At 63.5% G+C, this 23,834-nt stretch carries 28 protein-coding genes and 1 tRNA gene; 14 read left to right on the top strand and 15 right to left on the bottom strand.

Translation table 11 applies throughout. The features are described from left to right. Positions 1–227: 227 nt before the first annotated feature. The 4 genes from ELS24_RS26950 to ELS24_RS26935 all read right to left on the bottom strand — a co-directional run bounded on the left by ELS24_RS26950 (position 228) and on the right by ELS24_RS26935 (position 2,682). Positions 228–848, bottom strand: a complete 621-nt coding sequence (locus tag ELS24_RS26950; RefSeq protein WP_050445688.1) for a glutathione S-transferase family protein — start codon at positions 846–848, stop codon at positions 228–230. Between the two features lie 19 nt (positions 849–867). Then, entirely contained in the window at positions 868–1,446 is a 579-nt protein-coding gene (gene ampD / locus ELS24_RS26945; RefSeq protein WP_050445689.1) for a 1,6-anhydro-N-acetylmuramyl-L-alanine amidase AmpD, read from the bottom strand. Between the two features lie 131 nt (positions 1,447–1,577). Continuing rightward, the gene (locus ELS24_RS26940; protein WP_050445690.1) at positions 1,578–1,838 is read right to left on the bottom strand and encodes a PP0621 family protein; all 261 of its coding nucleotides are present in this window, start codon (positions 1,836–1,838) and stop codon (positions 1,578–1,580) included. Between the two features lies 1 nt (position 1,839). Continuing rightward, positions 1,840–2,682 (bottom strand): cytochrome C assembly family protein, encoded by an 843-nt coding sequence (locus tag ELS24_RS26935; RefSeq protein ID WP_164741311.1) that lies wholly within the window; start codon positions 2,680–2,682, stop codon positions 1,840–1,842. 106 nt (positions 2,683–2,788) lie between these two features. Between ELS24_RS26935 and ffh the strand changes: the two genes are divergently transcribed. Next, the gene (gene ffh / locus ELS24_RS26930; RefSeq protein ID WP_050445692.1) at positions 2,789–4,195 is read left to right on the top strand and encodes a signal recognition particle protein; all 1,407 of its coding nucleotides are present in this window, start codon (positions 2,789–2,791) and stop codon (positions 4,193–4,195) included. 172 nt (positions 4,196–4,367) lie between these two features. Here ffh and lysM read toward each other — a convergent pair whose 3' ends face one another. From lysM to trmB, 5 genes are all read right to left on the bottom strand, one after another. Beyond that, on the bottom strand, positions 4,368–4,814 hold the full coding sequence (gene lysM, locus ELS24_RS26925; RefSeq protein ID WP_050445693.1) for a peptidoglycan-binding protein LysM: 447 nt from the start codon (positions 4,812–4,814) through the stop codon (positions 4,368–4,370). A 43-nt stretch (positions 4,815–4,857) separates the two neighbouring features. Next, a complete protein-coding gene (locus ELS24_RS26920; RefSeq protein ID WP_050445694.1) occupies positions 4,858–5,175 on the bottom strand; it encodes a hypothetical protein in 318 nt (105 codons plus the stop codon). 327 nt (positions 5,176–5,502) lie between these two features. Beyond that, positions 5,503–5,703: a sulfur carrier protein ThiS gene (gene thiS, locus ELS24_RS26915; protein WP_050445695.1), complete on the bottom strand. Its 201-nt coding sequence runs from the start codon at positions 5,701–5,703 to the stop codon at positions 5,503–5,505. An 11-nt stretch (positions 5,704–5,714) separates the two neighbouring features. Then, positions 5,715–6,656 carry a prolyl aminopeptidase gene (gene pip / locus ELS24_RS26910; RefSeq protein ID WP_127185870.1) on the bottom strand — a complete coding sequence of 314 codons (942 nt, stop codon included), beginning with the start codon at positions 6,654–6,656 and terminating at the stop codon, positions 5,715–5,717. Next, entirely contained in the window at positions 6,656–7,492 is an 837-nt protein-coding gene (trmB, locus tag ELS24_RS26905; protein ID WP_050445697.1) for a tRNA (guanosine(46)-N7)-methyltransferase TrmB, read from the bottom strand. Before trmB ends, pip begins: the two co-directional genes overlap by 1 nt. A 184-nt stretch (positions 7,493–7,676) precedes the next feature. Between trmB and ELS24_RS26900 the strand changes: the two genes are divergently transcribed. From ELS24_RS26900 to ELS24_RS26890, 3 genes are all read left to right on the top strand, one after another. Continuing rightward, a tRNA-Gly gene (locus tag ELS24_RS26900) sits at positions 7,677–7,750 on the top strand. Between the two features lie 271 nt (positions 7,751–8,021). Continuing rightward, entirely contained in the window at positions 8,022–8,432 is a 411-nt protein-coding gene (locus ELS24_RS26895) for a helix-turn-helix domain-containing protein (protein ID WP_127185868.1), read from the top strand. Positions 8,433–8,541: 109 nt separating this feature from the next. Further along, on the top strand, positions 8,542–9,324 hold the full coding sequence (locus ELS24_RS26890) for a type II toxin-antitoxin system HipA family toxin (RefSeq protein ID WP_240669397.1): 783 nt from the start codon (positions 8,542–8,544) through the stop codon (positions 9,322–9,324). Between the two features lie 7 nt (positions 9,325–9,331). Here the strand turns inward: ELS24_RS26890 and ELS24_RS26885 are convergent, their stop codons facing one another. Next, the gene (locus ELS24_RS26885; RefSeq protein ID WP_127185867.1) at positions 9,332–9,829 is read right to left on the bottom strand and encodes a hypothetical protein; all 498 of its coding nucleotides are present in this window, start codon (positions 9,827–9,829) and stop codon (positions 9,332–9,334) included. A 15-nt stretch (positions 9,830–9,844) separates the two neighbouring features. Continuing rightward, positions 9,845–10,621 (bottom strand): Crp/Fnr family transcriptional regulator, encoded by a 777-nt coding sequence (locus ELS24_RS26880; RefSeq protein ID WP_232311977.1) that lies wholly within the window; start codon positions 10,619–10,621, stop codon positions 9,845–9,847. 158 nt (positions 10,622–10,779) lie between these two features. Here ELS24_RS26880 and ELS24_RS26875 point away from each other — a divergent pair, with 158 nt between their 5' ends. The 3 genes from ELS24_RS26875 to ELS24_RS26865 are packed head-to-tail and all read left to right on the top strand — an operon-like array spanning position 10,780 to position 13,723. Continuing rightward, the gene (locus ELS24_RS26875; RefSeq protein WP_083447285.1) at positions 10,780–11,994 is read left to right on the top strand and encodes an ABC transporter substrate-binding protein; all 1,215 of its coding nucleotides are present in this window, start codon (positions 10,780–10,782) and stop codon (positions 11,992–11,994) included. 13 nt (positions 11,995–12,007) lie between these two features. Beyond that, on the top strand, positions 12,008–12,922 hold the full coding sequence (locus ELS24_RS26870; protein WP_050445700.1) for a 3-keto-5-aminohexanoate cleavage protein: 915 nt from the start codon (positions 12,008–12,010) through the stop codon (positions 12,920–12,922). 24 nt (positions 12,923–12,946) lie between these two features. Continuing rightward, the gene (locus tag ELS24_RS26865; protein ID WP_127185866.1) at positions 12,947–13,723 is read left to right on the top strand and encodes an SDR family oxidoreductase; all 777 of its coding nucleotides are present in this window, start codon (positions 12,947–12,949) and stop codon (positions 13,721–13,723) included. Between the two features lie 12 nt (positions 13,724–13,735). On the opposite strand, the gene ELS24_RS26860 is transcribed toward ELS24_RS26865, so the two are convergent. After that, positions 13,736–15,004, bottom strand: coding sequence for a flavin-containing monooxygenase (locus ELS24_RS26860; protein ID WP_127185865.1), 1,269 nt, complete (start codon positions 15,002–15,004; stop codon positions 13,736–13,738). A gap of 242 nt (positions 15,005–15,246) precedes the next feature. Between ELS24_RS26860 and ELS24_RS26855 the strand changes: the two genes are divergently transcribed. From ELS24_RS26855 to ELS24_RS26835, 5 genes are read left to right on the top strand one after another with little or no spacing between them, the layout of a single operon-like run. Beyond that, positions 15,247–16,365, top strand: coding sequence for an ABC transporter ATP-binding protein (locus tag ELS24_RS26855; RefSeq protein ID WP_127185864.1), 1,119 nt, complete (start codon positions 15,247–15,249; stop codon positions 16,363–16,365). An 8-nt stretch (positions 16,366–16,373) separates the two neighbouring features. Next, positions 16,374–17,372 (top strand): NAD(P)H-quinone oxidoreductase, encoded by a 999-nt coding sequence (locus ELS24_RS26850; RefSeq protein WP_127185863.1) that lies wholly within the window; start codon positions 16,374–16,376, stop codon positions 17,370–17,372. A 48-nt stretch (positions 17,373–17,420) separates the two neighbouring features. Continuing rightward, positions 17,421–18,077, top strand: a complete 657-nt coding sequence (locus ELS24_RS26845; RefSeq protein WP_127185862.1) for a glutathione S-transferase family protein — start codon at positions 17,421–17,423, stop codon at positions 18,075–18,077. 12 nt (positions 18,078–18,089) lie between these two features. After that, positions 18,090–18,548, top strand: coding sequence for a type II 3-dehydroquinate dehydratase (locus tag ELS24_RS26840; protein WP_127185861.1), 459 nt, complete (start codon positions 18,090–18,092; stop codon positions 18,546–18,548). A gap of 13 nt (positions 18,549–18,561) precedes the next feature. Further along, positions 18,562–19,578 carry a 2-hydroxyacid dehydrogenase gene (locus tag ELS24_RS26835; protein ID WP_232311978.1) on the top strand — a complete coding sequence of 339 codons (1,017 nt, stop codon included), beginning with the start codon at positions 18,562–18,564 and terminating at the stop codon, positions 19,576–19,578. 50 nt (positions 19,579–19,628) lie between these two features. Here ELS24_RS26835 and ELS24_RS26830 read toward each other — a convergent pair whose 3' ends face one another. The 3 genes from ELS24_RS26830 to ELS24_RS26820 form a co-directional block, all read right to left on the bottom strand. Next, positions 19,629–20,450, bottom strand: coding sequence for an ABC transporter permease (locus tag ELS24_RS26830; RefSeq protein ID WP_050445706.1), 822 nt, complete (start codon positions 20,448–20,450; stop codon positions 19,629–19,631). A 1-nt stretch (position 20,451) separates the two neighbouring features. Then, positions 20,452–21,306, bottom strand: a complete 855-nt coding sequence (locus ELS24_RS26825; RefSeq protein WP_127185860.1) for an ABC transporter permease — start codon at positions 21,304–21,306, stop codon at positions 20,452–20,454. 126 nt (positions 21,307–21,432) lie between these two features. Continuing rightward, positions 21,433–22,458 carry a polyamine ABC transporter substrate-binding protein gene (locus ELS24_RS26820; protein ID WP_050445708.1) on the bottom strand — a complete coding sequence of 342 codons (1,026 nt, stop codon included), beginning with the start codon at positions 22,456–22,458 and terminating at the stop codon, positions 21,433–21,435. Between the two features lie 241 nt (positions 22,459–22,699). Between ELS24_RS26820 and ELS24_RS26815 the strand changes: the two genes are divergently transcribed. Together ELS24_RS26815 and ELS24_RS26810 are read left to right on the top strand one after the other, a co-directional pair. Further along, positions 22,700–23,113, top strand: a complete 414-nt coding sequence (locus ELS24_RS26815) for a RidA family protein (protein ID WP_127185859.1) — start codon at positions 22,700–22,702, stop codon at positions 23,111–23,113. Positions 23,114–23,134: 21 nt separating this feature from the next. Next, entirely contained in the window at positions 23,135–23,806 is a 672-nt protein-coding gene (locus tag ELS24_RS26810) for a DUF1028 domain-containing protein (protein ID WP_127185858.1), read from the top strand. The last annotated feature ends 28 nt before the right edge of the window (positions 23,807–23,834 follow it).

The following is a 23,834-nucleotide window of genomic DNA, read 5'->3' as shown; positions in this document are numbered from 1 at the left end:
GGTGTAGCGCGCGAGGTCGCACGCAAAAACGCAACCGCGGATCGCGCGAAACCCATCAAACAACGCCTGATCCGAAGCCGAACCAGCCACATCGTCTGATCCTAAGGGGAAGCAGCCACATCGCCTTTGTTGTTTGATGGGTTTCGCGCGATCCGCAGTGGTGTTCTACGCACCTGTTTATCGCGCTCCACCCATCCTACGAGTCGGGAATAACAACGCAATACGCGCTATTCCAGCGGAAGCGTCAGCACGCCTTGGGGGGCGGGGCGCATCATCACGCGACGGTACCAGGCGGACAGCGCCGGGGTGTCGGGGCGTTCAATGGGCATGGCCAGCCAGCGGTGGGCCGCGCAAACCAGCGCGACGTCGCCCATGGTCAGGTGGCGGCCAACGATGAACTCGCGGCCTTGCAGGGCCTGATCCAGGATCAGGGCTCGTGCGTTGGAACGCTTGACCGAGTTTTCAATGGCGGCGTGGTCGCGCTTGTCTTCGGGCGTGCGGATCAGCCCCAGAAAGGCGGGGCCCATGGCGCCTTGCCATTCGGTGGCCTGCCAGTCCATCCAACGGTCGGCATCCGCGCGCAGGCAGGCGTCTTCGGGCCACAGCGTGCCCACGCCGTAGCGCGAGGCCAGGTAGCGCACGATGGCGTTCGATTCCCACAGCACGAAGCCGCCATCGTCGATGACCGGCACGGTGCGGTTCGGGTTGAGCTTGGCGAATTCCGGCGTGTCGTTCACGCCGAAGGGTCCGCCGGCCTGTACGAAGGTGTGCGGCAGCGCCAGTTCGCGCACGGCCAGCATCACTTTCTGCACGTTGACGGACGTCAGGCGTCCCCAGATCTTCAACATAACCAGTCCTTGAGTAGGGTCAGACGGGCGGCAACTGCCGCCGCGCAAAGCCGCTGTCGCGCGAAAAACGCGTCCAGTTGAAAGCCGGCCCGGGGTCGGTCTTGCGCCCCGGGGCAATGTGTTCGTGTCCTCGGGCCGCGGCCAAGGGGTAGCGCACGCGCAGCACCCGCGTCAGCTTGCGCAGCGCCAGGTATTGTTCATCGGTGTAGGGCAGGGTGTCCGTGCCTTCCAGTTCGATGCCAATCGAAAAGTCGTTGCAGCGTTCGCGCTTGCCAAAGCGCGACACGCCGGCGTGCCAGGCGCGTTGGTCGGTGGACACGAACTGAATGATGCGCCCATCGCGGCGAATAAAAAAGTGGGCCGACACGCGCAAGCCGCGCAGGCGTTCCAGCCAGGGGTGCGAAGCGTAGTCAAGCGTGTTCAGGAACAGCCCGGCGACTTCGGGGCCGCCGAACTTGCCCGGCGGCAGGCTGATGTTGTGCAGCACCAGCAACGACACTTGCGCGTCGCTAGGGCGCGCGTCGCGGTTGGGCGAGGGCAGGAGGGTTACACCCGGGGCCGGCGCCAGCCAGCCATGTCGATCCAGAAGCAGAGCCATAAGAGAGAACATGCGTGGTGAATCCAACGGGCATTATGCCGTGGTCGCCGCCGCGTCCCAAATCCGTGATTCTGCAAGGGCGAGCGCGTAAAACGCTGCCGGTGGCGCCGAAGCTGCCGCCTGCCCGCCGCTTACTTTTTGGCGGGGCCCAGCTTTGCGTGCTCGGTGCCGCACCAGGTGTGCCCGTTCAGCAGCACGGCTTCGGACCGGGGCAGATGGATGCCGCAGTGCGCGCATCGCACCATGGATTCGGGCGCGAGCTTGGCCGGGGCCGGCGGGTTGCGGGCCTTGGGCGGGTCGCCCTCCTGGCGCGCCGCCGCCATGCGGGCGGCGATGCGGGCCACGAACAGCACCGCGATGATCAAAACGATCCAGAACAACAACTTGCCCACGTCAGCCTCGATGCAGAATCATTTCCAGCACGAACCGGCTGCCGGTATACGCCAGAATCAGGAAACCAAACCCCGTCAAGGTCCAGCGCAGCGCAACGCGCCCGCGCCAGCCCCACACATGGCGGCCGGCAAGCAGCACGCCGAACGTCAGCCAGGACAGCAGGGTGAAGACGGTCTTGTGGTCAAACGGCAGGATCATGCCCGTCAGCTTCATTGACGCCACCGACCCCGAGCCCACCGCGAGGGTCAGCACGATGAAACCGATCCAGATAATACGGAACAGCAGTTGTTCCTGCACCAACAGCGGCGGCTGGGAGTCCAGCACGCGGCCAATGATGCTGCGTTCGGCGGGGGCGTCAAGCGGGCGGTGCAGATGGCGGTCAAGCAAAGCCATCATCATGGCGTGCAGGGCGGCGATGGTGATCAGGCCATAGGCGGCCAGGGCGATCAGCAGGTGCACGCGCAGCCAGGCGCTATCGGCGTGGGGCACGAATTGCCCTTGGGGAAACACGGCGGCCAGGGCGCTGGCGATGGCGGCGGCGGGCAACAGCAGCAATTGCAAGCCGTCGATGCGCACCAGCAGGCTTTCCAGCCAGAACACCACCATGCCCAGCCAGATGGCCGCGGACAGGGCCAGTGCCCACCCAATGAACAGGTGCTGGGCGCCCAGCATGGATTGTTGCAGCCCGATTCCATGCAGGACCAAGGCCCCCAGCAGGCACAGACGGCCAATTCTGCCCGTCCGCTCCACTTCCCCGGCGCCGGCCAGGCGGACCCAGAGCGACCCCCCTAGCACTGCGTACGCCAAGGCAGCCGCTGTGTGAAATACAATGCCTAGTGACATAAAAACCGTTGTCTGGATGGGGCCTTGGGGTGCGTGCCACCCGAAAGCGCAGAATCCGCGCCTGCGGCCACCGTTCAATCAACTAGTTTAAGCGGAAACGCCTCTCATGCTCGATAACCTAACTCAACGCCTTTCGCGTGTCGTCAAGACGCTGCGCGGTGAAGCCCGCCTGACCGAGGCCAACACCCAGGAGATGCTGCGCGAAGTGCGCATGGCGCTGCTGGAAGCCGACGTGGCGCTGCCCGTCGTGCGTGAATTTGTCGCCCGCGTGAAGGAAAAAGCGCTGGGTGAAGAAGTGGCGGCCAGCCTCAGCCCGGGCCAGGCCCTGGTGGGCGTGGTCCACAAGGAACTGACCGCCCTGATGGGCGGCGACCTGGGCGCCGATTCCAACGAACTGTCGCTGGCCGTGCAGCCGCCCGCCGTCATCCTGATGGCCGGCCTGCAAGGCGCCGGTAAAACCACCACCACCGGCAAGCTGGCGCGCTGGCTGTCCGAAGGGCAGCACACGCAGCACGGCCGCAAGACCGGCAAGAAGAAAGTGCTGGTGGTGTCCGCCGACGTGTATCGCCCCGCCGCTATCGACCAGCTGAAAAGCGTGGCCGCGCAGGTGGGGGTGGACTTCCTGCCGTCCGACCCCAGCCAGAAACCCGAAGACATCGCGCGCGGCGCGGTGGACCATGCTCGCCGTCACCATTACGACGTGCTGATCCTGGACACGGCCGGCCGCCTGGGCATCGACGAAGCCATGATGCGCGAAATCCGCGCGCTGCATGATCTGGTCAAGCCGGTGGAAACGTTGTTCGTGGTGGACGCCATGCAGGGCCAGGACGCGGTCAACACTGCGCGCGCCTTCGCGGACGCGCTGCCCCTGACCGGGGTGGTGCTGACCAAGCTGGACGGCGACGCCCGTGGCGGCGCGGCCCTGTCGGTGCGCCACGTGACTGGCAAACCGCTGAAATTTGTCGGCGTGTCCGAAAAACTGGACGGCCTGGAACCTTTCTACCCCGACCGCATGGCGCAACGGGTGCTGGGCATGGGCGACATCGTGTCGCTGGTCGAGCAGGCGCAGAAGAACATCGACATCGCCGATGCGCAAAAGCTGGCGGCCAAGATCAAGTCGGGCAACAAGTTCGACCTGAACGATTTCCGCGAACAGCTGGGCCAGGTGAAAAAGCTGGGCGACATGGGTTCGCTGCTTGAAAAGCTGCCGGCCCAGTTCCAGCAGGCCGCGGGTCAGTTGCAAGGCGGCCAGGCCGAAAAGCAATTGCGCCGCACGGAAGGCATCCTGAATTCCATGACGGCCGCCGAACGCGCCAAGCCTGAATTGATCAAGGCGTCTCGCAAGCGCCGTATCGCCACGGGTTCCGGCGTGCCGGTCCAAGAGGTCAACCGCCTGCTGGCTCAGTTCGAGCAGATGCAGGGGATGATGAAGCAGATGAAGAAGGGCGGCATGGCAAAGATGATGCGCGCCATGGGCGGCATGAAGGGTTTGGGCCGTTTTGGAATGAAGTAAGGCCCCCACGGTGCGCGCACTGCGTGCGCTTCCTGCCCCCCGAGGGGGCTAGTTAAAAAAATGGCCAGACATTGCGTCTGGCCAAGCAATCGCGGCAGGCAGGGGGAGCCGTGCCGCGACACAATCCGGAAAACGCATGGGTGTTCTCCGGCTTGTCGAGTTCAGTGACCGCTTACGGCAGCGGCGGAATGCGCAGCACCTGGCCCGGGTAGATCTTGTCCGGGCTCGTCAGCATCGGCTTGTTGGCTTCGAAAATCACCGTGTTCTTCGCGCCCTGGCCCTTGCCGTACTGCGCTTCGGCAATCTTCCACAGGTTGTCGCCCTTTTGCACCGTGTACATCTTGGCTTCAGGCGTGGCCTGCTTCACCTTCAACTGGTTGTCCACCGCCGCCACGCCCACGGTGTTGCCTAGCGCCAGCGAAATCTTCTCGGCGTCTTCCGTGCTGAGCGCCTCGCCAGCCACCGTGACCTTGTCGCCATCCACCGAGATTTGCAGGCCATCCGCGTTCAGGCCGTGCTTATCCAGCTCTTTCTTCAACTCGTCCGCTGTCGCGGCTTTGGCCTCGCTGGCGCCGAAGAGCTTTTCGCCTACGTCCTTGATGAAATTGAGCAGACCCATCGTGTTTCCTTTATCTATGTTGCGGTGAAAAAACGAATTGCCATCAGGGCGCGCGGCCCACGAACATCTTGCGTACGATGCCGGCAATCAAGGTCAGCACGGCACCACCCACACCGCCGCCCACCACACTGCCCGCTATCGCTGAAAGATCCATCCCCGTGTTGGCCGCCGTGGCGGCGCCCGCCCCGGCGGTGATCATGGGCGCCAGCCACGAACCGCCGGCCAAGCCGCCGATGGCGCCCGCGATGGTGTTGCCCAGGGGACCCAAATTGAACTGCTGGAGCATTTTTCCCAGTCCATTACCGCCCGCTGCGCCAGCAACGAGCTGGATGAGAAGATTGATGATGACCGCGGTGTTCATGATGCCTCCTTGCCCCAATGGGGCGATGTGCAACGCCAGAACAACAACACGACAACCTACAACGCCAGCAGCAACGATTATTACTCGCGTAATCGCCGCGAGACGAGAGGGTATGGTGTAACAGGTTGCTAGCCGCATGGCAGACTACGCAACAATGCTCGCCACTTTGCAGTGCGTGTCGGGCGGCAAGCGCAAACCGCATCGGGCGCGGGATGCCATGCGCGGTCCGCTTCTCTGTGATCACCCACGCAAAAGGCCGCTGAACTGACAGCGGCCTTTGCGGGTTGCGGCGCCGGTTCGCGCCGCGGGAACGGTGGATAAGGGCTTTCAGCCGCCGCCCACCGCCACCACGATTTCAATCTGGTCGCCATCGGCCAGCGTGGTCTGTTCGTGCTGGCTCTTGGGCACGATCTCGCCATTACGTTCCACCGCGACGCGCTTGCCGGCATAGCCCAGCGTTTGCAGCAGTTCAATCACGGTGGTGTCCAAGGGAAATTCGCGCGCGTCGCCATTCAGGGTGATGTGCATGTCCGGTGTCCTCACTGTTTTGCGTAAGCGTCGGTGGCGGCGAGCAGGCGCGCCAGCGTGCCGGGTTCATCAAAGGCATGGCCCGCGTCGGGCACCAGATGAAAATCCGCTTCCGGCCAGGCGCGATGCAGGTCCCAGGCCGTGCGGGCCGGCGTGCAGACGTCGTAGCGGCCTTGCACGATGGTGCCCGGAATGCCGCGCAGCTTGTGCGCGTCGCGAATCAACTGGCCTTCTTCCATGAAGCCCGCGTTCACGAAGTAATGGTTTTCGATGCGCGCAAATGCCAGCGCGGCGCGATCGGCGGCGTGGCTTTGCTGGTGGCGCGGGCTGGGCAGCAAGGTGATGGTGCTGTCTTCCCACTTGCTCCAGGCCTTGGCGGCGCGCAGTTGCTCGGCCGGGTCATTGCCCGTCAGACGCTTGTGATACGCCGCCACCAGGTCGCCGCGCTCGGCTTCCGGAATGGGCGCCAGGTATTCTTCCCAACGGTCCGGAAACAGCCACGACGCGCCTTCCTGGTAGAACCATTGGATCTCCGCGCGCCGCAGGCCGAAGATGCCGCGCACGACCAGTTCGCTGGCGCGAGACGGATGCGTTTCCGCATAAGCCAGCGCCAGGGTCGAGCCCCACGAACCGCCGAACACCAGCCACTTTTCCACGCCCATGATCTCGGTGCGCAGCCGCTCGATGTCGGACACCAGATGCCAGGTCGTGTTGTTGTCCAGGCTGGCGTGCGGCTTGGACCGGCCGCAACCGCGTTGATCGAACAGCAGCACGTTGTAGCGCTGCGGATCGAACAGCTGGCGATGCACGGGCGAACAACCGCTGCCCGGCCCACCATGCAGGAACACAGCGGGCTTGCCGTTCGGATTGCCCGACATTTCCCAATAGATCTGGTGGCCGTCTCCGGTATCCAGCATGCCGTGGCGGTAGGGTTCGATCGGCGGATAGAGCATTAGGCGACTCGCTTGAAGATCAGGTCCCAGACGCCGTGGCCCAGGCGCAGGCCGCGTGTCTCGAATTTGGTCAGGGGGCGGTAATCGGGGCGGGGCGCGTAGCCGTCCGCCGTATTGGCCAGCAGCGGTTCGCCGCCAAGCACTTCCAGCATTTGTACGGCGTAGTCTTCCCAGTCGGTGGCGCAGTGGATATAGCCACCCGGCGCGATGCGGCTGGCCAACAGCGACACGAACGCCGGCTGCAGCAGGCGGCGCTTGTGGTGGCGCTTCTTGGGCCACGGATCCGGAAAGTACACGTGCACGCCGGCCAGCGAGTCCGGCGCGATCATGTCGCGCACGACTTCCACGGCGTCATGCTGAATGATGCGCAGGTTCGTGATCTTGGAATCTTCAATGCGGCGCAGCAGCGAACCGACGCCGGCATTGAACACTTCCACGCCCAGGAAATTGTCGTCCGGGCGCGCCAGCGCGATCTTCTCGGTGGTCTCGCCCATGCCGAAGCCAATCTCCAGCACCGTCGGCGCTTGACGGCCAAACGCGGCGGCGGGATCCAGGCGGCGGGGCGTGTACGGAATGGACCATTCGCCCATCAGACGTTCCAGCGCGGCCAACTGGCCCTGGGTGATATGGCCACGGCGATGCACGAAGCTGCGGATGTGCGTGGCGCCAGGGCTGTTCGGCGCGTGGGCCGTGCTGGCCAATGCCGCCTGGGTTTCGGAGGAAACGGGGGCGGTGGCAGGCGCCGAAGCGGAGGAATCGGCGGGGGTGTCGGAGGTGTTCACGGAAGGCGTCGCGGGGGTGTCCGCGGAGGGGTTCGCGGGGTTGTTGGGTTTCATAGCCTCGAATTGTAGTGGCAGGTGCGGCGGGGCGGAGTCGGCTGGATGGACTAAATTGGGGACGTATTTAGTTCCGAAGGTCCATACCGCCGAAAAGGCACGCAAAAATCGCCCGTGGAATCTGAAAAACCCGCGCTATAATCCCCGGCTCTGCCCCGGCCAAGCGCCGTGGCACGACACCCGAGCGGGTGTAGTTCAATGGTAGAACGGCAGCTTCCCAAGCTTCATACGAGGGTTCGATTCCCTTCACCCGCTCCAAAACCCTTTTAGATTTCTCCGCTGCTTTTGAGTGGCCCCGGCTGGCGCTGTCCGCACCTTTTCCATCAAGTACCTTTTGGCCCATACTTGGCCAGCGGGTCATTGGGCATGATTGTTCGTGGGTACTATTATTCAGATATGAATTGAATAGTGATTTAACGGCTCATATATGAACCTTTATTTCTATTTATTCGATTGCTCATGAACTGCCTGTATGCTCAAATATGAATGCCTAATGGCTATTTTTGTCCATATCTGAGCAGGTGCACGTATGCCATCTTCCGAGCAAAAGACGCTGGGCCCACGCGTGGCCATGCCACGGCCGGTAGACCGCGCGTTGCACCGCCTTGGGCAAGACATCTCCACGGCGCGCCGTGTGCGCCGCTTGAGCCAGGAAGACTTGGCGCAGCGTATTGGTACATCACTGAGTACCGTGAGGCGCATGGAAGATGGCTATCCCGGCACCGCCTTGAATACCTTCCTACGTGCTTTGCACGTGCTTGGCCGTCTTGACGAGATGGTGAAGGTGATGGCTACCGAAAATGACTCCCTGGGCATGGAACTGGTGCGGGAACAACTGCCCCAACGGGTCCGAACCTCTCAGGGCAACGCGCGCGCTGCGCGTTCTGCTGCCGCCAAAGAGGGCGCAGTGGATGACACCGATGAATTGGAGGGCTTCTGATGGCTACCAAGGCATCGCGGCGTCAGGATCTGGAGGTACATCTAGGGTCTATTTGCGCTCGGGTGGAACGCATTGGCACGTACCGCCGTTGGTGGAGTTGGGCAAGGTCGTGCAAGCGGCCCGCGCGTTAGAGGCCGGCACTGAGAGCGCGCAGGACCTGCAATATCTGCTTGGGCAAGGCACCTCGTTGGGCGGGGCCCGGCCCAAGTCGACCGTTCGAGATACCGATGGCCGTCTGGCCCTGGGAAAATTTCCCAGCCAGGCGGACAAGCGCGACGTGATTCGCGGCGAGGTGCTCGCTATGCAGCTTGCGGCCAAGGCGGGCATCAGAGCGGCTGCGGCGCGCGTGGAGCTGATCAATGAAACGGCAGTCGCCATCATTCGGCGATTCGACCGCGCCGCTGATGGCGGCCGTATACCCTACGTGTCGGCCGCGACGATGCTGCAGTCTGATGGCCGCGACACGGCTCAGGCATATACGGAATTGGTGGACGTCCTGTTGCAGTACGGCGCCAATCCGATTGCCGATATCCATCAGTTGTGGCGCCGGCTGGTCTTCAACTTTCTGATCTGCAACACGGACGACCATTTGCGCAATACCGGGTTTCTGTATGACGCGCGCAACCATGGATGGCGTTTGTCGCCAGCATTTGACCTGAATCCGATGCCTGGAGACCGTCGCGAGAGCAAGACATGGCTAACCGAAGACTCCGGACCCATTGACAGCCGGGACGTGCTGATGGAAGGGGCGCCTTACTTCAGATTGGAGACGGAGGAAGCGGTGGCTATTTGGGCAGAAGTCGCGCAAGCCGTCGATAGCTGGCGCCTGGTTGCCAAGGGCTTAGGAATGCAGAGCACCGATTTAGTGGATTTCGATTCCGCATTTGCTTAACGAGCCATCACCCCGCATGGCTCTGGAAGTTGAAGACCTTCCACTGGCTGTCTTTGCCAAGCCGCATCTCGAACGTCATCATGCATCCCGTCGCCGCGTCATCGAATTCCACCCACACCTGGTCTTGATCCACGGCCACGCCGTTTAGCCAGCGGCGCAGCCGGTTGCCATGGGTTTGTGGGGGATGCCAGGATTTCAGCACGGACACACGCCCGCAGAATTGGCGGGCCGCGACGCGGCGCAGTTCATCCAGGTTGCGCCCGGTGTAGCCGTTCTTGAATGTCAGGTCATGGGCGCGTTGCCAGTTTTCCTGGTGGATATCCTGAATGAATGCCGAGGCGGTGGAGGTCGCGCCCTTGGGTTCGTAGGGCGATTTCAGGATCGTCCAGCCTGCCCAACCCAGCAAGAGGCAGAGCACGGGCAAGAGCACGAGCAAGGCCCGCAAAGCAACGCGCAGCCCCACCTTCCGGGGCAAGCTTTTGCCCTTGTGGTCGTCGAATGTCAATGAATCTCCCATCGGTCAGCGGCGCATCATACTCGGCGAATCGCCGGAATCATCGTCAATCAACGCCCGTTGATACAGCGCGTCCTTATCCAGAATCGTCATGCCGCCGTAGTGCGTTCGTAGTACCCCCGCGCGCGCCAGCCGCGTCAGCGCGGCGTTGCATCGCTGGCGGGACACCCCGCACAGGCTGGCGATTTCTTCCTGGGATATTTTCAATCGGCCCTGCGTGTCCGAATGGCGTTCGGCATCGAATTGCGCGGCCACGGCGCGGGCCACAGTGGTGTCCACGTCCAGCAGAACGTTGCCGGTGTAGCTGGCCATCAGCCAGTTGACTCGCTGCGCCAGGTGCATCGTCAATGCCTTGGTGAATTCGATGTTGTGGTTCCACAGGCGTTCGCAAGTGTCGCGCGGCAGGATGACGATGCGGCTGGGGCGTAGCGCAATCACCTCATATTCAAAGCGTTCGCGGCGCAGCATGGTGGCTTCGCCAAACCAACTGCCGATGCTGAAGCCGGCCAGCGACAGGGACTTGCCGTCCGCGCCGGGCGAGGTCCATTTCACCAGGCCTTCGACCACGCCATACCAGCCCAAAGATTTAGACCCCGCGCGAAACAGGTATTCGCCGGTGGCCAGCGACACCGTGCGCAGTTCCGAGCGGACCAGGTTGCGCTCAAGCTCGGGCAGGCCGTTGTACCAGGGCACCACGCTCAACATCCTGTCCACCGGGCACGCGGCCGGCTTGCGCTTGGGTACGGCTGTCGGGCTGCCTTGGCTGGCGGGCGGTCCACGCATGGTTTCTCCGTTCAACAACAGGGCAAAAGGGGAAAAGGGCGCACAGGTAAACCCTAGGCCGCTTTGTCACCATGATGACTGTACGCGCAAGGGGGGCGTCCCAGAATACTTGAGGCATCAAGAGCCAAAAAACATAAGAGGAGACAGGTATGTTGTCAATGCCACGCATCAAGTCCGGCAGCGCGCTCGCCTGCGCTGCCGCCGTATCGCTGCTAGGCGCCAGCGCCGCCCACGCGCAGATTTCGGACGATGTCATCCGAATTGGGTTCATCACCGACCTGTCCGGCGTGTACTCCGGCCCCGACGGCCCGGGTGGGGCGGAAGCCATCAAGATGGCTATCGAGGAAATGGGCGGCGAGATCAACGGCAAGAAGATCGAACTGTTGACGGCGGACCACCAGAACAAGGCAGACATCGCATCGGCCAAGGCGCGTGAATGGCTGGACCAGCGCGGGCTGGACATGTTGATCGGCGGCACCAATTCCAGCACCGCGCTGGCCATGTCCAAGGTGGCGGCCGACAAGAAGAAACCCATCATCGTGGTGGGCGCGGGCGCACCCACGCTGACCAATGAACAGTGCACGCCCTACACCTTGAACTATGCCTACGACACGGTCGCGCTGGCGCGTGGCACGGGGGCGGCGGTGGTCAAGGCGGGCGGTAAAAGCTGGTATTTCCTGACGGCCGATTACGCCTTCGGCCACGCGCTGCAAGCGGACACGACGAAGGTGGTCGAGGCGGGCGGCGGCAAGGTCGTGGGATCGGTCAAGCATCCCTTGTCGGCCAACGATTTCTCGTCGTTCCTGTTGCAGGCGCAAGCCAGCAAGGCAGAGATTCTTGCCTTGGCGAATGCCGGTGCCGACGCCACCAACGCCATCAAGGCCGCCAACGAATTCGGCGTGACCAAGACGATGAAGCTGGCGGGCATGATCATGTTCATCAACGACATCCACGCCATGGGCTTGCCCGCCACGCAGGGCCTGTACCTGACCGATAGCTGGTACTGGAACGCATCGGATGCGACCCGCGCCTGGAGCCAGAAGTTCTTTGAACGCCGCAACGCCATGCCGTCGTCGCTGCAAGCGGCCGACTATTCCGCGGCGCTGCAATACCTGCGCGCGGTCAAGGCCCTGGGCACGGACGACGGTGACCGCGTGCTGGCATACCTGCGCGAGAACAAGTTGAATGACATGTACATCAAGGATGGCGTGGTGCGTCCGGATGGCCGAGTGGTCCACGACATGTACCTGTTGCAAGTGAAGACGCCGGACGAGTCCAAAGAGGCTTGGGACTACTTCAAGGTGCTGCAGACCATTGACGGTAACGAGGCCTTCACCAAGAAAGCCGAAAGCCGCTGCGCGCTGTGGAAGTGAACCGGAGACCCCCATGGCCAAACGTAAAGTCATCGTAACCATCGCCCCGACCGGGGGCATGGCATTCAAGACCCAGAACCCGCACCTGCCGACGCAACCGGCTGAAATCGCCGAGGACGTCTACCGCTGCTACAACGCGGGCGCCAGCGTGGTGGCGCTGCACGCGCGCCGGCCCGACGACCAAGCCACATGCGACCCGGCTATCTACCGCGATATGAATCAGCGCATCCGCGAGCGCTGCGACATCGTGCTGAACAACTCCACCGGGGGCGGTGTGCATGGCGACATGGTGAAGGAAACCTCGCCCGGCACCTGGGAAATCTTGTGGGAAGAGCGGCTCAAGGGCATGGATGCCGGCGCCGAAATGTGCACGCTGGACGCCACCACGCTGAACCTGGCGTTTGGCGACCGCGAATACCTGATGAATACGCCGCTGAGCAAGGCGCGTGAACTGGCGGCCGGCATGAAGGCGCGCGGCATCAAGCCCGAGTGGGAAGTCTTCAGCCCCACGCACATCCTGCAAGACGCCACGACGCTGATTGATGAAGGGCTGGACGAAGGGCCGCATTTCATCAACCTGGTCATGAACGTGCACCGCAATTTTCAGAACGCGATGCCGTTCTCGCCCCGGCATCTGCAAATGATGGTGGACCTGCTGCCGAAGAACAGCATTTTTTGCGTCAGCGGTATTGGTCCGTCGCAGCTTGAGGCCAACATCAGCGCGTTGCTGCTGGGCGGCCATGCGCGTGTGGGTCTGGAAGACAACCTGTACTACCGGCACGGCGAACTGGCCACCAACGTTCAACTGACCGAGCGCATCGTGCGCATCATCCGCGAAATGGACATGGAGCCCGCCACGCCGGCCGAAGCGCGCGAGATCATGGGCTTGCCCTTGCAAAGCGGCATCCGCCCCGAGTTCGCGGTCTGAACGCCTTAACGTTGACGAGACATCATGATTGAATCCTTGAAGGGCAAGCGCGTCCTGATCACTGCGGGCGCGCAGGGCATCGGCTTGGCCATCGCGCAGAAATTCCTGGCGTCCGGCGCCGAGGTGCACATCTGCGACGTGGACGCGGCAGCCTGCGAGGCGGCACGCAGCGCCAACCCGCGTATGACGGTAAGCGTGACAGACGTGTCCAGCGAAGCGCAGGTGGCGGCCATGTTCGCGGACTTGGCCGCGCGCTGGGGCAAGCTTGACGCCCTGATCAACAACGCGGGCGTGTCCGGCCCTACCAGCCGGCTGGAAGACACCACGCTGGACGCCTGGCAAAACACGCTGGACGTGAACCTGACCGGCACCTTCCTGTGCGCGCGCAGCGCCGTGCCCTTGTTGCGGGCGGCCGGTGGCGGCGCCATCATCAATATTTCGTCGGTGGCGGGCCGCCTGGGCTTTTCGCTGCGTAGCCCTTACAGCGCCAGCAAGTTCGGTCTGGCCGGGTTGACGCAGACGTGGGCCATGGAACTGGGGCCGTCCAATATTCGCGTCAACTCCGTGCTGCCGGGCGTGGTGTCGGGCGATCGCGTCGAGCGCGTCATTGCCGCCCGCGCACAGGCGGGCGGCGTCAGCAACGACGTGATGCGCGAACAACTGGTCGAGAAAGTCTCGCTACGCCGCATGACCCGCCCCGAAGACGTGGCCAATCAAGTGGCCTACCTGTGTTCCGACGAAGGCGCGGTCATCAGCGGGCAGAGCATCTCGGTGTGTGGCAACGTGGAGTACCTGGGCTGAGCACAGGGGGAATCAAGCCGTGGGCATTCCCCCGTTCTTCTCATACGCCAGATAGTCCAGATGGATGCCGATGTGGTCCGCGATGTATTTCGCGTCGTGCCACACACCCCAGATAAACGACGACGATCGGTTCGACTGGTTCGGCAGGCCCAGAAAATAGATGCCTTTTTCAGTGGTGATGCCGCGCTTGTGGACCGGATAGCCCTGGTCGTCGAACACGTCCACTTCCATCCAGCGGTAATCCACCTTGAAGCCGGTTGCCCAGACGATGCTGGTGATGCCGGCCTGCGCCAGGTTCAGGCTAAGGATGGGGTTTGTCAGGCAGTCGGGGTCGTCCAGCAATTCCCAGGCTTCGGGTTCTGCCGGCAGGTCCAGGCCGTTCTGTTCGATATAGGCGTCGGCCTCGCGCAACACTTCAAAGTAGTCCGCATCGCCTTGCGCCACGTTCTCGGCCAAGCCCTCTTGGAATGCCATCACGCCGTTCTCAAAGCGCTGCGTGATGCCGACCAACTGAATGCCCGCATGCGCCAGACGGCGGAAGTCGATGGTTTTGCCGTTGTCGTAGCCGCTGACCGCAAAGGCGACGTGCTCGCGCTTGGGCTTTTTCTTGACCTCGTCCCACATGCCCAGCGCGCCCAGCCACCAGCAGTAGTCGCGTTCGCGGTAGGAACGGGGCGGGCGATAGTGTTCGCCAACGGACAGGTACACGGTGCGTCCCGCGCGGCGCAATTCCTCGGCAATCTGCGAGCCCGAAGCGCCCGCACCCACCACCAGCACCGCGCCGTCGGCAAGCTGGTCGGGGTTTTTGTAAGCCGATGAATGCACCTGCTGAATGCCCGCGTCTTCAGGCACGATGGCTGGATAGCTGGGAATCTGAAATGCGCCGGTTGCGGTCACGACATGCAGCGCTTCAAATACCCCATCCGATGTCGTGATGGTGAAGCCGGGCCGCTTCTGGTTGCGTTGCACACGCAGGACCTCGACGCCGGTGCGCACGGGCGCATTGATCATCCTGGCGTAGTCTTCAAAATATTGCGCCATGCGTTCCTTGGGCGGGAACACGTCCGCGCCGATGTCGTCGAACTTCAGGCTGGGAAAACGGTCGTGCCAGGCGGGGCCGTTGGCCACCAGCGAGTCCCAGCGTTCAGAGCGCCAGCGTTCGGCGATGCGCTTGCGTTCCAGCACGATGTGGTCAATGCCCATCGCGCCCAGGTGCTCACTCATCGCGATGCCGGCTTGGCCGGCGCCGATCACCAAGGTATTGGTTTTTTCCACTGACATTGCTTTTCCTAAGAAGGTTCAAGACCGCATACGTGCATCGATGCGGCGCAGTGTGAGCCAGATGTCCGCGCTTGATAACTTGGTTTTTTGGACGCTGGGCTTAGGAAAAAGCAAATCACTCGCTCTGAACCGAGCCAGGACCTCGTTTCGTTTTTTCCGATGGACCGCATCAATATCCACAAACGGCCGACGGACCCCGCTTCCCTTATTCTGCAAAGCATCGCGCAACAGATAGAGCCGCCATGCAGAACAGCCCCGTGTCCCCAAAATCGTCCAGCGCGGTGAGCCTGGAAGGAGTGGTCAAGAAGTACCGTCAGCAGACGGTCTTGCAGGAGCTGTCGCTGAAGATCCGGCGTGGTGAATTCCTGACGTTGCTGGGGCCGTCAGGCTGCGGCAAGACCACGCTCTTGAACCTGATCGCGGGCTTCGCGCAAGCGGACAACGGCGAGATCTTCATCGAAGATCAACTGGTTACGGATCTGCCGCCCTATCAGCGGCAGATTGGCATGGTGTTCCAGAACTACGCGCTGTTTCCCCATATGACGGTGGCGCGCAACATTGGCTATGGCCTGCGCATGCGAAGGATGCCGGCCGACGAGATTGCCCAGCGCGTGGCAGAGGCCATGGCGCTGGTCAAGCTGGATGGGTTGGGCGAACGCAAGCCCCGCGAGCTGTCCGGCGGCCAGCAGCAGCGCGTGGCGCTGGCGCGCGCCTTGGTGATACGCCCCAAGGTGCTGCTGCTGGACGAGCCGTTCTCGGCGCTGGACAAGGGTCTGCGCGGCTCGATGCAGGTGGAAATTCGCGAGATCCAGCGCAAGCTGGGCGTGACCACGGTGTTCGTCACGCACGATCAGGGCGAGGCGCTGGCCATGTCGGATCGCATCGCGGTGATGTCCAGCGGCGTCATCCGCCAGATCGCCACGCCTGACGAGCTCTACCGCAATCCGCAAGCCCCGTTCGTGGCCTCGTTCCTGGGCGATGTGAACATCCTGCCCGCGCACTACCACGGGTCTGATCCGGACGGCATCTTGCTGCGCCTGGGCGCGGGCCTGATCCGCGTGGCGCGAGACCGGCTGGTGGGCGGCTCGCACGAAGGCCGCCGCCTGGACATCTATGTGCGGCCAGAACAGATCCGGCTTGAGAGCCTGCATAGCGAATCCGTGCTTAGCGGCACGGTCGTGAACCATGTGTTCCAGGGGGATCACATTGATTCCTATATCGACGTGGATATCCCCGTGGCCGGCCACCAGCGCGTGATGGTGCGCAGCGCGGGGCTGGACGCCTTGCAGCATTGGCCGGTGGGCTCGGTGACCGGCCTGGCGTTGCCCGGCCAGGGCATCAGCGTGTTCAACGTGTCGTAATGCCCAACATGACCGTCGTTCCTTCCACCATGCAGGCCGTGGTCGCCCGCGAACCCGGCGACGCCAGCGTGCTGGCGCTGGCGGCAAGGCCGGTGCCCGTGCCGGGCCCCGGCGAAGTGCTGCTGCGCGTGCGTGCAGCCGGCGTCAACCGGCCCGACATCATGCAACGGCAAGGGGCCGCGCGCGTGCCAGCCGGCGTGACCGACGTGCTGGGCCTGGAAGCCTGCGGCGAGGTCGTCGCCGCAGGCCCCGGCGTGCCTGAAGCGCTGCTGGGGCAACGACTGATGAGCCTGTTGCCGGGCGGCGGCTATGCGCCCTGGTGCGTGGCGCGCGTCGACCATTCCTTTGTGGCGCCGGCGTGCCTGGACGATGACGCGGCGGCGGCCCTGCCCGAAGGCCTGTACACCGTGTGGCACAACCTGTTTGAGCTTGGCCGCCTGCGCATGGGCCAGACCGTGTTGATTCATGGCGCGGCGGGGGGCATTGGTACGCTGGCCGTCCGCATGGCGCACGCGGCGGGCGCGCGGGTGGTGGCCACGGCGGGGCGCGCGGACCGTTTGCCGACCTTGCGCGAGATGGGCGCGGCCCAGGCCGTGTGCTACCGCGACACGGACTTCGTGCAAGCCTGCCTGGACGCCACGCAGGGGCAGGGCGTGGACGTGGTGCTGGACATGGTGGGCGGCGACTATGTGCGGCGCAACCTGCAGGCGCTGGCCTTTGGCGGCCGCCACGTCAGCCTGTCTTTCCTGCAAGGGTCGCAAGTCAGCATCGACTTGCTGGCTCTGATGCAAAAGCAATTAAGCCTGCATTCATCAACGCTGCGGCCGCAAAGCGCCGAAGAGAAAACGCGCATGGCGCAGGCCATCACACGGCACGTGTTGCCCTTGGTGTCGGACGGCCGCATCGCCCCGCGTGTGCACGCCAGCCTGCGGCTGTCCGAGGCGGCGCAGGCGCACCGCCTACTGGAAAGCGGCGACGTCTTCGGCAAGGTCGTATTGCGTCCTTGAGGCGTTGCGTTGTTCGTTTTGCGTTCGCGATAAAGGAATAGACCCTAGATGCTTCAACTGCTCTACGCACCCACGTCCCCCTACGTCCGAAAAGTCATGGTTTGCGCGCATGTGGCGGGCGTGGCGGATCAGATCCAATGGCTGGACAGCGCGGCCAACCCGGTGCGGCGCGATGCCCGTATCGCCGCCCATAACCCCTTGGCCAAGGTGCCGACGCTGATCCTGGCCGATGGCCAGGCGCTGTACGACAGCCGCGTCATCTGCGAATACCTGGCCCACCTGGGCGGCAACGCCGATCTGTTCCCCGCCGTGGGGCCGCGCCGCTGGGTCGCCCTGGCGCAACAGGCGTTGGGAGATGGGCTGCTGGACGCGGCCTTGCTGGCGCGCTATGAACGCACGGCCCGGCCGGCTGAATATCAATGGCCGGTGTGGCGCGATGCGCAACTGGTCAAGGTCGGCGCCTGCCTGGAGCAGATCGAACAGCAGGCCAGCGACCTGATCAACCCGCTGACCGACCCGCAGGGCGCTGCACTTGCCGCGCAAGCGCCCACCATCGGTGAAGTCACCCTGGGCTGCGCGCTGGGCTATCTGGATTTTCGTTTTCCTGAACTGGACTGGCGCACCGGCCATCCGCGCGCCATGCAATGGGAAGCGGCGTTTCGCAAGCTCCCCGCCATGCAGGCAACCCTTCCCCATGAAGCTTGAGGTCGCACCGCCATGAATTCCTCTACTCCTGCCATCGTTTGGTTTCTCAACGGCCCGAACGCCAATCTATACGGCCTGGACGCCAACAAGACCTATGGCGCCGAGAGCTTTCCGGCGCTGCGCGACCGTTGCGAAAAGAAGGCGGCCAGCCTGAGCCTGCAACTGCATTTCGTGCAATCCAACCATGAAGGCCAGCTGATCGACTGGATCCAGGAAGCGCGCGGCGATGCGCAAGGCATCATCATCAACACCGCGGGCCTGACGTATTCCTCGATTCCCATCCTGGATGCCCTGCTGGCGTTTCCCGGCCGCATCATCGAAGTCCACATGAGCAACATCTGGCGGCGCGAAGCGTTTCGCCATCATTCCTACATTTCCAAAGCGGCCGACGGCGTCATCGCGGGGCTGGGCGGCGAGGGCTACGAGCTGGCCATTGAAGCCATGTCGCGCCTGATTGCGCGGCCGGCTTGAGAAGGCGATACCGATGACGTCAAGCAACACCGCGAGCAACACGGCAAGCAACTCGGCAAGCAACACGGCAAGCAACATCGAAAGCCTCGCCGCGCCGTCTGGCGCGATGGTCTTCTACAGCCAGTTCGACGATTTCACCGCGTGGAAACAGGCATTGCAGGCGCGCATGCCACGGTTGCGCATCCTACACGAGAGCGAGGTCGACGACCCCACCGCCATCCACTACGCGCTGGCCTGGAAGCCACCCGCCGGATTCTTCGACCCCATGTCCAACCTGCGCCTGATCATCAACCTGGGCGCGGGGGTGGATTCGTTGGTTGGCCGTAACGATCTTCCGGCCGGCGTACCCATTACCCGCATCACCGACCCGCAGATGGCCCGCATGATGGCGGGCTACGTGCTGTTCGCCACGCTGCGCCATGCGCGTGATATCCCCTGGTTTGAACAGGCGCAGCGCCGTGGGGAATGGGCGTACCGGCACCCGCGCTCGCCAGAGGACACGCGGGTTGCGGTGCTGGGCCTGGGGGAACTGGGCGCGTATGCGGCCCATGAGCTGCAACGCCAGGGTTTTACTGTGCTGGGCTGGTCGCGCAGCCCGCGCCAGATCGCGGGGGTGCAGTGCCACGCGGGTATGGACGCGCTGGATACGGTGATATCTCAAGCCGACATCCTGGTGATCATGCTGCCGCTGACGCCGCAAACGCGTGGTCTGCTCAACCGGACACGGCTTGAAAAGCTGCCGCGCGGGGCCGCGCTGATCAACGTGGCGCGCGGCGCGCTGGTAGACCAGGCGGCCATGACGACGCTGCTGCAAAGCGGGCATATCGGCGCGGCAACCCTGGATGTCTTTGAACGCGAGCCCCTGCCCGGCGATGATCCGCTTTGGCCCATGGACAACGTGCTGATCACGCCGCATCTGGCGTCTGTCGCCATTCCGGCATCGGCGGCGGCGCAGATCGCCGAGAACATTGCGCGTGTTTCGCGCGGCGATGCCCCGGCCAACCAGATCGACCCGTCGCGCGGGTACTAAGCGCTGGGGCGCCGGGCCGCCGGATCGCCGGCCGCCGGATCGCCGGCCGCCTACTCCACCTCTTCGATATTCAGGATCTTGCCCAGGCCCAGGAAGGCGTTGGCAAGCGCCAGCAGGCTGGCCGTCACGGCGATATACACCACCGATAGCGCGGCCAGGGTCGGGTCCGCGAATTCACGCACGTAGTTGTACATCGACACCGGCAGCGTCTGCGTCAGTTGCGTCGTGACGAAGAGCGACGCGGTGAATTCACTGAACGACATGATGGCGGCGAACAACCACCCGCCAAAGAGACCGGGCGCCAGCAAGGGCACGGTCACCGTGAACATCACCTTCAAGGGCGACGCGCCCAGGCTGGCCGCCGCCTGTTCCAAGCGTTCGTCGATATTCTCCATGGACACATACACGCTGCGCATCACGAAGGGCAACACCAGCATCACATGGCACAGGATGACCAGGCCGTAGCCCCGGTCCATATCAAACTGCGCCACCAGAATCAGCAGCCCCAGGCCCAGCGTGAAATGGGGGATCACCAGCGGCGACAGCAAGATCGCCTGCAACATGTCCTTGCCGGGAAAGCCCATGCGCTTGACGGCGATGGCCAGCGCGGTGCCGATGAACAGCGCCAGGAACGACGCCCAGACCATCACGATCAGGCTGGCGCGAAAGCCCTGCTGGAAGTCCGGGTACGTGAACACCCGTTCAAACCAGCGTAGCGACCAGGCTTCGGGCGGAAACGTCAGCAGCGCCTTGTCGTTGAACGACGCCAGGGTCACCACCACCACGGGCAACAGCACGAAGGCCAGGATCAGGGCGATCAGCAGCGGCACGCCGATGCGCAGCGGCAAGGGCAGGGTATGTTTGATGGCCATGCTAGTGCGCTCCCATTGCTTTGAGTCGCTTGGTGGCCCGGCCCAGCAGCATCAGCGACACGACCGTCAACGTCAGGCCGGCAACGCTCAGGCTCGCGGCCAGGGGAAAGTTCATGGAAGAAAAGCCCAGTTGGTAGACCAGTGTCGACACCGTCGGTACACGACCGCCGCCGATCATCTGCGGCGTGGCAAATGCGCTGAACGTCCACGCGAACGACGTGGTGATGCTGGCGATGATGCCCGGCATGGACAGCGGCAGCGTAACGGTCAGGAAGGTGCGCACGGGGCCGGCGCCCAGGCTTTGCGCGGCTTTTTCATAGTCGCGGTTGATGTGCGAAATGGCGGTGGCCAGCATCAGCACCACCACGGGTATCGTCACATGCACCAACGCAATCAGCACGCCCAGGTGTGTGAACATCAGGTTCAGCGGCAGATCGATCAGGCCAATTTTCCGCAGCACCGTGTTGATGAAGCCGTTGCTGCCCAGCACGATGATCCACGAGTACGTGCGGACGATTTCACCCAGGAACAGTGGCGTGATCGACACGATGAGGATGAACGATTTCAGCAGGCGGTTGCGCACCCGCACCATGGCGTAGGCCAGCGGGTAGGCCACCAGCAAAGAGCAGACCGTGGTTTCGATGCTGAGCAGCAGCGTGTTGGCGAAGGCGGACAGGTAGACGGACTTGCCCAGCCCGGAGAAATTCGCCAACGTCAGCCCGCCCACATCCAAAGAGCCGGGAATGAAGGCGCGCACGCTGAATTGCAGCACCGCCGCCATCGACACGCAGATGCATACCGCGACGAGGCCGGCCGGCGAGATCAACCAGCCGCGCAGACTGGAACGTGTATTCATAGGGGCTTGTCAATCCGAATGCGTTGATGCTTGCTGGAAACGCCCGTGTCCCGCCATGGGCATGGCCGGGACATGGGCGCGGTGCAACCGGCGCGGTGCAACCGGCGCGGAGTTACCGGCGCGGTATCAGTTCATGATGTTTTCGGTGAACCACTTGCGCCATTCCGCGGTCTTCTCGGCGCGCAGCTTGTCGTCGATCACGATGGCCTGCGTGTCCCACTGTTCCTTGGTGGTGAACACGCCGGGCAGCGCCGCGTCCTCGGCCGATACCTTGGCGTTGGTGACAACCGGGCTGGCCTTCTTGAAGGCCACGATCTTGGACTGCACTTCGGGCGACAAGGCGATGTTCATGAACTTGTAGGCCAGGTCCGCCTTTGTGCTGCCCTTCATGATGCCCATGGTGTCGATGCCCAGCACGGCGCCTTCCTTGGGCATCACCACCTTGATCGGCACGCCCTGGCTGATCATGTAATAGGCGTTCATCGACAGCAGGATCTGCACCGGGGTTTCGCCGGTGGCGATCAGTTGCTGGCTGTTGGCGTCGTTGGTGTAGAAGGCCTTGAAGTTCGGCTTCAGCGCACGCAGCTTGTCCTGGCCTTTTTCCCACGACTTGGCGTCGCCGCCCGACAGCATGGCCGACACGTTGATGATGTGGCTCGGGTCGAAGTCCGGCGCCGACAGCTTGCCCTTGAGCTCGGGGTTCCACAGGTCGTTCCAGCTATCGAACTTGATGTTCTTGGGTGTCAGGTCGGGGCGGTAGCCGATGGTGTACACGTAGGCCCAGCTGCCTACGTGATACGGGCTGACCTTGGCGCGGTCCACCAGGTTGGCGTAGTTGGGCAGCTTGGCGGTGTCCAGCTTTTCGAACAGGCCACCGTCCACATACAGCCAGCCAATGTGCGACGTGGTGAAGGTGATGTCGCTTTCCGGGGTCTTGCTCAGCTTGGCCTTGTTGAGCCGGTCGATCGTGCCGCCCGTGATGTACTTGACCGGCACGCCGGTCTGGCGGGTGAATTCCTTGCCGATGTTCTCGTCGATCAGGTCGCGGAAGCTGCCGCCCCAGGTGCTGACCACCAGCGCGTCCTGGGCCCAGGCGACGTTGCCAAGCAGCGCGCCGGCAAGCAGGCCGGCTACCGTAAGTTTGCGAATCATTGAAATCCCCTTGTCTATGTTGGTTCCGCCGAGCGCTTCCGACTGGAAGCCAGATGATGGAAGAGGGGCCGGCGCGGGCCAAGTCGCCTTTTCCTTCGGCCTGGCTCGAATTTCCTGAGGCGCGGCCATGCGGTGCCTGAGTCGGAAATTCCGAGAGTGGGCAAAGGAAAAAACAAATAGCCGCTGGCGCCGTCCGGGTTTGAAGATGGGGGCCACCATTGACCCCTCCCACGACGCAGCCATGAAACACAAGCGCATCCGCACCTTCAACACCAAGATCACCTATCCCGAACAGAGCCTGGACAACGATCTGTGCCAGGCCGTGGTGGCCCGGGGCAGCACGGTCTTCCTGCGGGGACAGATCGGACAGAACCTGGATACCTCTGAAAGCGTGTGCATCGGCGACGCCGCCGGGCAGGCCGAGCAGGCCATGGCGAACATCGCCATGCTGCTCAAGGAGGCGGGTGGCGAACTCGAGGACATCTGCAAGATCACCATTTACCTTATTGATCCGCGCTACCGCGAGGCCGTCTACCGCGTGGTGGGGCGCTGGCTCAAGGGGGTATTCCCGGTGTCCACCGGCATCGTGGTGTCGGCCTTGGCGCGGCCCGAATGGCTGGTCGAAATCGACGCCACCGCCGTCATCCCCGACTGATTTCCACCCAGGCCAACAACCATGACCTTTTCGATCATTGCCCGCTGCCCAGCCTCCGGCCAGTTTGGCGCGGCCGTTTCGTCGTCTTCGCCCGCCGTGGCCTCGCGCTGCATCCGTGCGCGCGCGGGCGTGGGGGCTGCCGTCAGTCAGAACATCACCGACCCCGCGCTGGGGCCGCTGGCGCTGGACCTGATGGCAGCCGGGCATAGTCCGCAACAAGCGCTGGATGGCTTGCAGGAACGGCCTTTCATCGCGTATCGCCAGTTGATGGCGATAGACGCCACGCACCCGCCTGCCATCTACACCGGCGCCAGCGCGCTGGGCGTGCTGGCCAGCGCGGCGGGTGTGCATGCGGCCTGCGCCGGCAACATGCTCGCCAGCACCGACGTGCCGCGCGCCATGCTGGCCGCGTTCGAGCGGGCAGAGGGCGCGCTGGCCGAACGTCTGATGCAGGCGCTGCTGGCTGGCCAGTCGGCGGGTGGGGAAGCGGGGCCGGTGCATTCGGCTGGCCTGCTGGTTTATCAGGACCTGGACTGGCCCATCGTGGACCTGCGCCTGGATTGGGTAGAGGCGGGGCCGGTGGAAGCGCTGTACGACGCCTGGAAAATCTACGAGCCCCAGCTTGCGGCCTACGTGACGCGCGCGCGGGACCCGCGCGAGGCGCCAAGCTTCGGCGTGCCGGGCGACCTGTAAAACTGAGGAAAAAATTGTCCATCACCTT

Origin of the sequence: Achromobacter spanius, from assembly GCF_003994415.1 — a bacterium.
GTDB classification, from domain to species: domain Bacteria; phylum Pseudomonadota; class Gammaproteobacteria; order Burkholderiales; family Burkholderiaceae_B; genus Achromobacter; species Achromobacter spanius_C.
This window is presented reverse-complemented; position numbering and strand designations above follow the sequence as displayed.

What these genes read in the sequence shown, in the direction of transcription:
- ELS24_RS26895 (WP_127185868.1), top strand. Translation starts at nt 8,022, where the DNA reads ATGCCATCTTCCGAGCAAAAGACGCTGGGCCCACGCGTGGCCATGCCA.
- ELS24_RS26810 (WP_127185858.1), top strand. Translation starts at nt 23,135, where the DNA reads ATGACCTTTTCGATCATTGCCCGCTGCCCAGCCTCCGGCCAGTTTGGC.
- ELS24_RS26870 (WP_050445700.1), top strand. Translation starts at nt 12,008, where the DNA reads ATGGCCAAACGTAAAGTCATCGTAACCATCGCCCCGACCGGGGGCATG.
- ELS24_RS26815 (WP_127185859.1), top strand. Translation starts at nt 22,700, where the DNA reads ATGAAACACAAGCGCATCCGCACCTTCAACACCAAGATCACCTATCCC.
- ELS24_RS26920 (WP_050445694.1), bottom strand. Translation starts at nt 5,175, where the DNA reads ATGAACACCGCGGTCATCATCAATCTTCTCATCCAGCTCGTTGCTGGC.
- pip (WP_127185870.1), bottom strand. Translation starts at nt 6,656, where the DNA reads ATGCTCTATCCGCCGATCGAACCCTACCGCCACGGCATGCTGGATACC.
- ELS24_RS26830 (WP_050445706.1), bottom strand. Translation starts at nt 20,450, where the DNA reads ATGGCCATCAAACATACCCTGCCCTTGCCGCTGCGCATCGGCGTGCCG.
- ELS24_RS26935 (WP_164741311.1), bottom strand. Translation starts at nt 2,682, where the DNA reads ATGTCACTAGGCATTGTATTTCACACAGCGGCTGCCTTGGCGTACGCA.
- ampD (WP_050445689.1), bottom strand. Translation starts at nt 1,446, where the DNA reads ATGGCTCTGCTTCTGGATCGACATGGCTGGCTGGCGCCGGCCCCGGGT.
- thiS (WP_050445695.1), bottom strand. Translation starts at nt 5,703, where the DNA reads ATGCACATCACCCTGAATGGCGACGCGCGCGAATTTCCCTTGGACACC.
- ELS24_RS26950 (WP_050445688.1), bottom strand. Translation starts at nt 848, where the DNA reads ATGTTGAAGATCTGGGGACGCCTGACGTCCGTCAACGTGCAGAAAGTG.
- ELS24_RS26825 (WP_127185860.1), bottom strand. Translation starts at nt 21,306, where the DNA reads ATGAATACACGTTCCAGTCTGCGCGGCTGGTTGATCTCGCCGGCCGGC.
- ELS24_RS26865 (WP_127185866.1), top strand. Translation starts at nt 12,947, where the DNA reads ATGATTGAATCCTTGAAGGGCAAGCGCGTCCTGATCACTGCGGGCGCG.
- ELS24_RS26845 (WP_127185862.1), top strand. Translation starts at nt 17,421, where the DNA reads ATGCTTCAACTGCTCTACGCACCCACGTCCCCCTACGTCCGAAAAGTC.
- ELS24_RS26850 (WP_127185863.1), top strand. Translation starts at nt 16,374, where the DNA reads ATGACCGTCGTTCCTTCCACCATGCAGGCCGTGGTCGCCCGCGAACCC.
- ELS24_RS26820 (WP_050445708.1), bottom strand. Translation starts at nt 22,458, where the DNA reads ATGATTCGCAAACTTACGGTAGCCGGCCTGCTTGCCGGCGCGCTGCTT.
- ELS24_RS26875 (WP_083447285.1), top strand. Translation starts at nt 10,780, where the DNA reads ATGCCACGCATCAAGTCCGGCAGCGCGCTCGCCTGCGCTGCCGCCGTA.
- ELS24_RS26835 (WP_232311978.1), top strand. Translation starts at nt 18,562, where the DNA reads ATGACGTCAAGCAACACCGCGAGCAACACGGCAAGCAACTCGGCAAGC.
- lysM (WP_050445693.1), bottom strand. Translation starts at nt 4,814, where the DNA reads ATGGGTCTGCTCAATTTCATCAAGGACGTAGGCGAAAAGCTCTTCGGC.
- trmB (WP_050445697.1), bottom strand. Translation starts at nt 7,492, where the DNA reads ATGAAACCCAACAACCCCGCGAACCCCTCCGCGGACACCCCCGCGACG.
- ffh (WP_050445692.1), top strand. Translation starts at nt 2,789, where the DNA reads ATGCTCGATAACCTAACTCAACGCCTTTCGCGTGTCGTCAAGACGCTG.
- ELS24_RS26855 (WP_127185864.1), top strand. Translation starts at nt 15,247, where the DNA reads ATGCAGAACAGCCCCGTGTCCCCAAAATCGTCCAGCGCGGTGAGCCTG.
- ELS24_RS26840 (WP_127185861.1), top strand. Translation starts at nt 18,090, where the DNA reads ATGAATTCCTCTACTCCTGCCATCGTTTGGTTTCTCAACGGCCCGAAC.
- ELS24_RS26880 (WP_232311977.1), bottom strand. Translation starts at nt 10,621, where the DNA reads ATGCGTGGACCGCCCGCCAGCCAAGGCAGCCCGACAGCCGTACCCAAG.
- ELS24_RS26860 (WP_127185865.1), bottom strand. Translation starts at nt 15,004, where the DNA reads ATGTCAGTGGAAAAAACCAATACCTTGGTGATCGGCGCCGGCCAAGCC.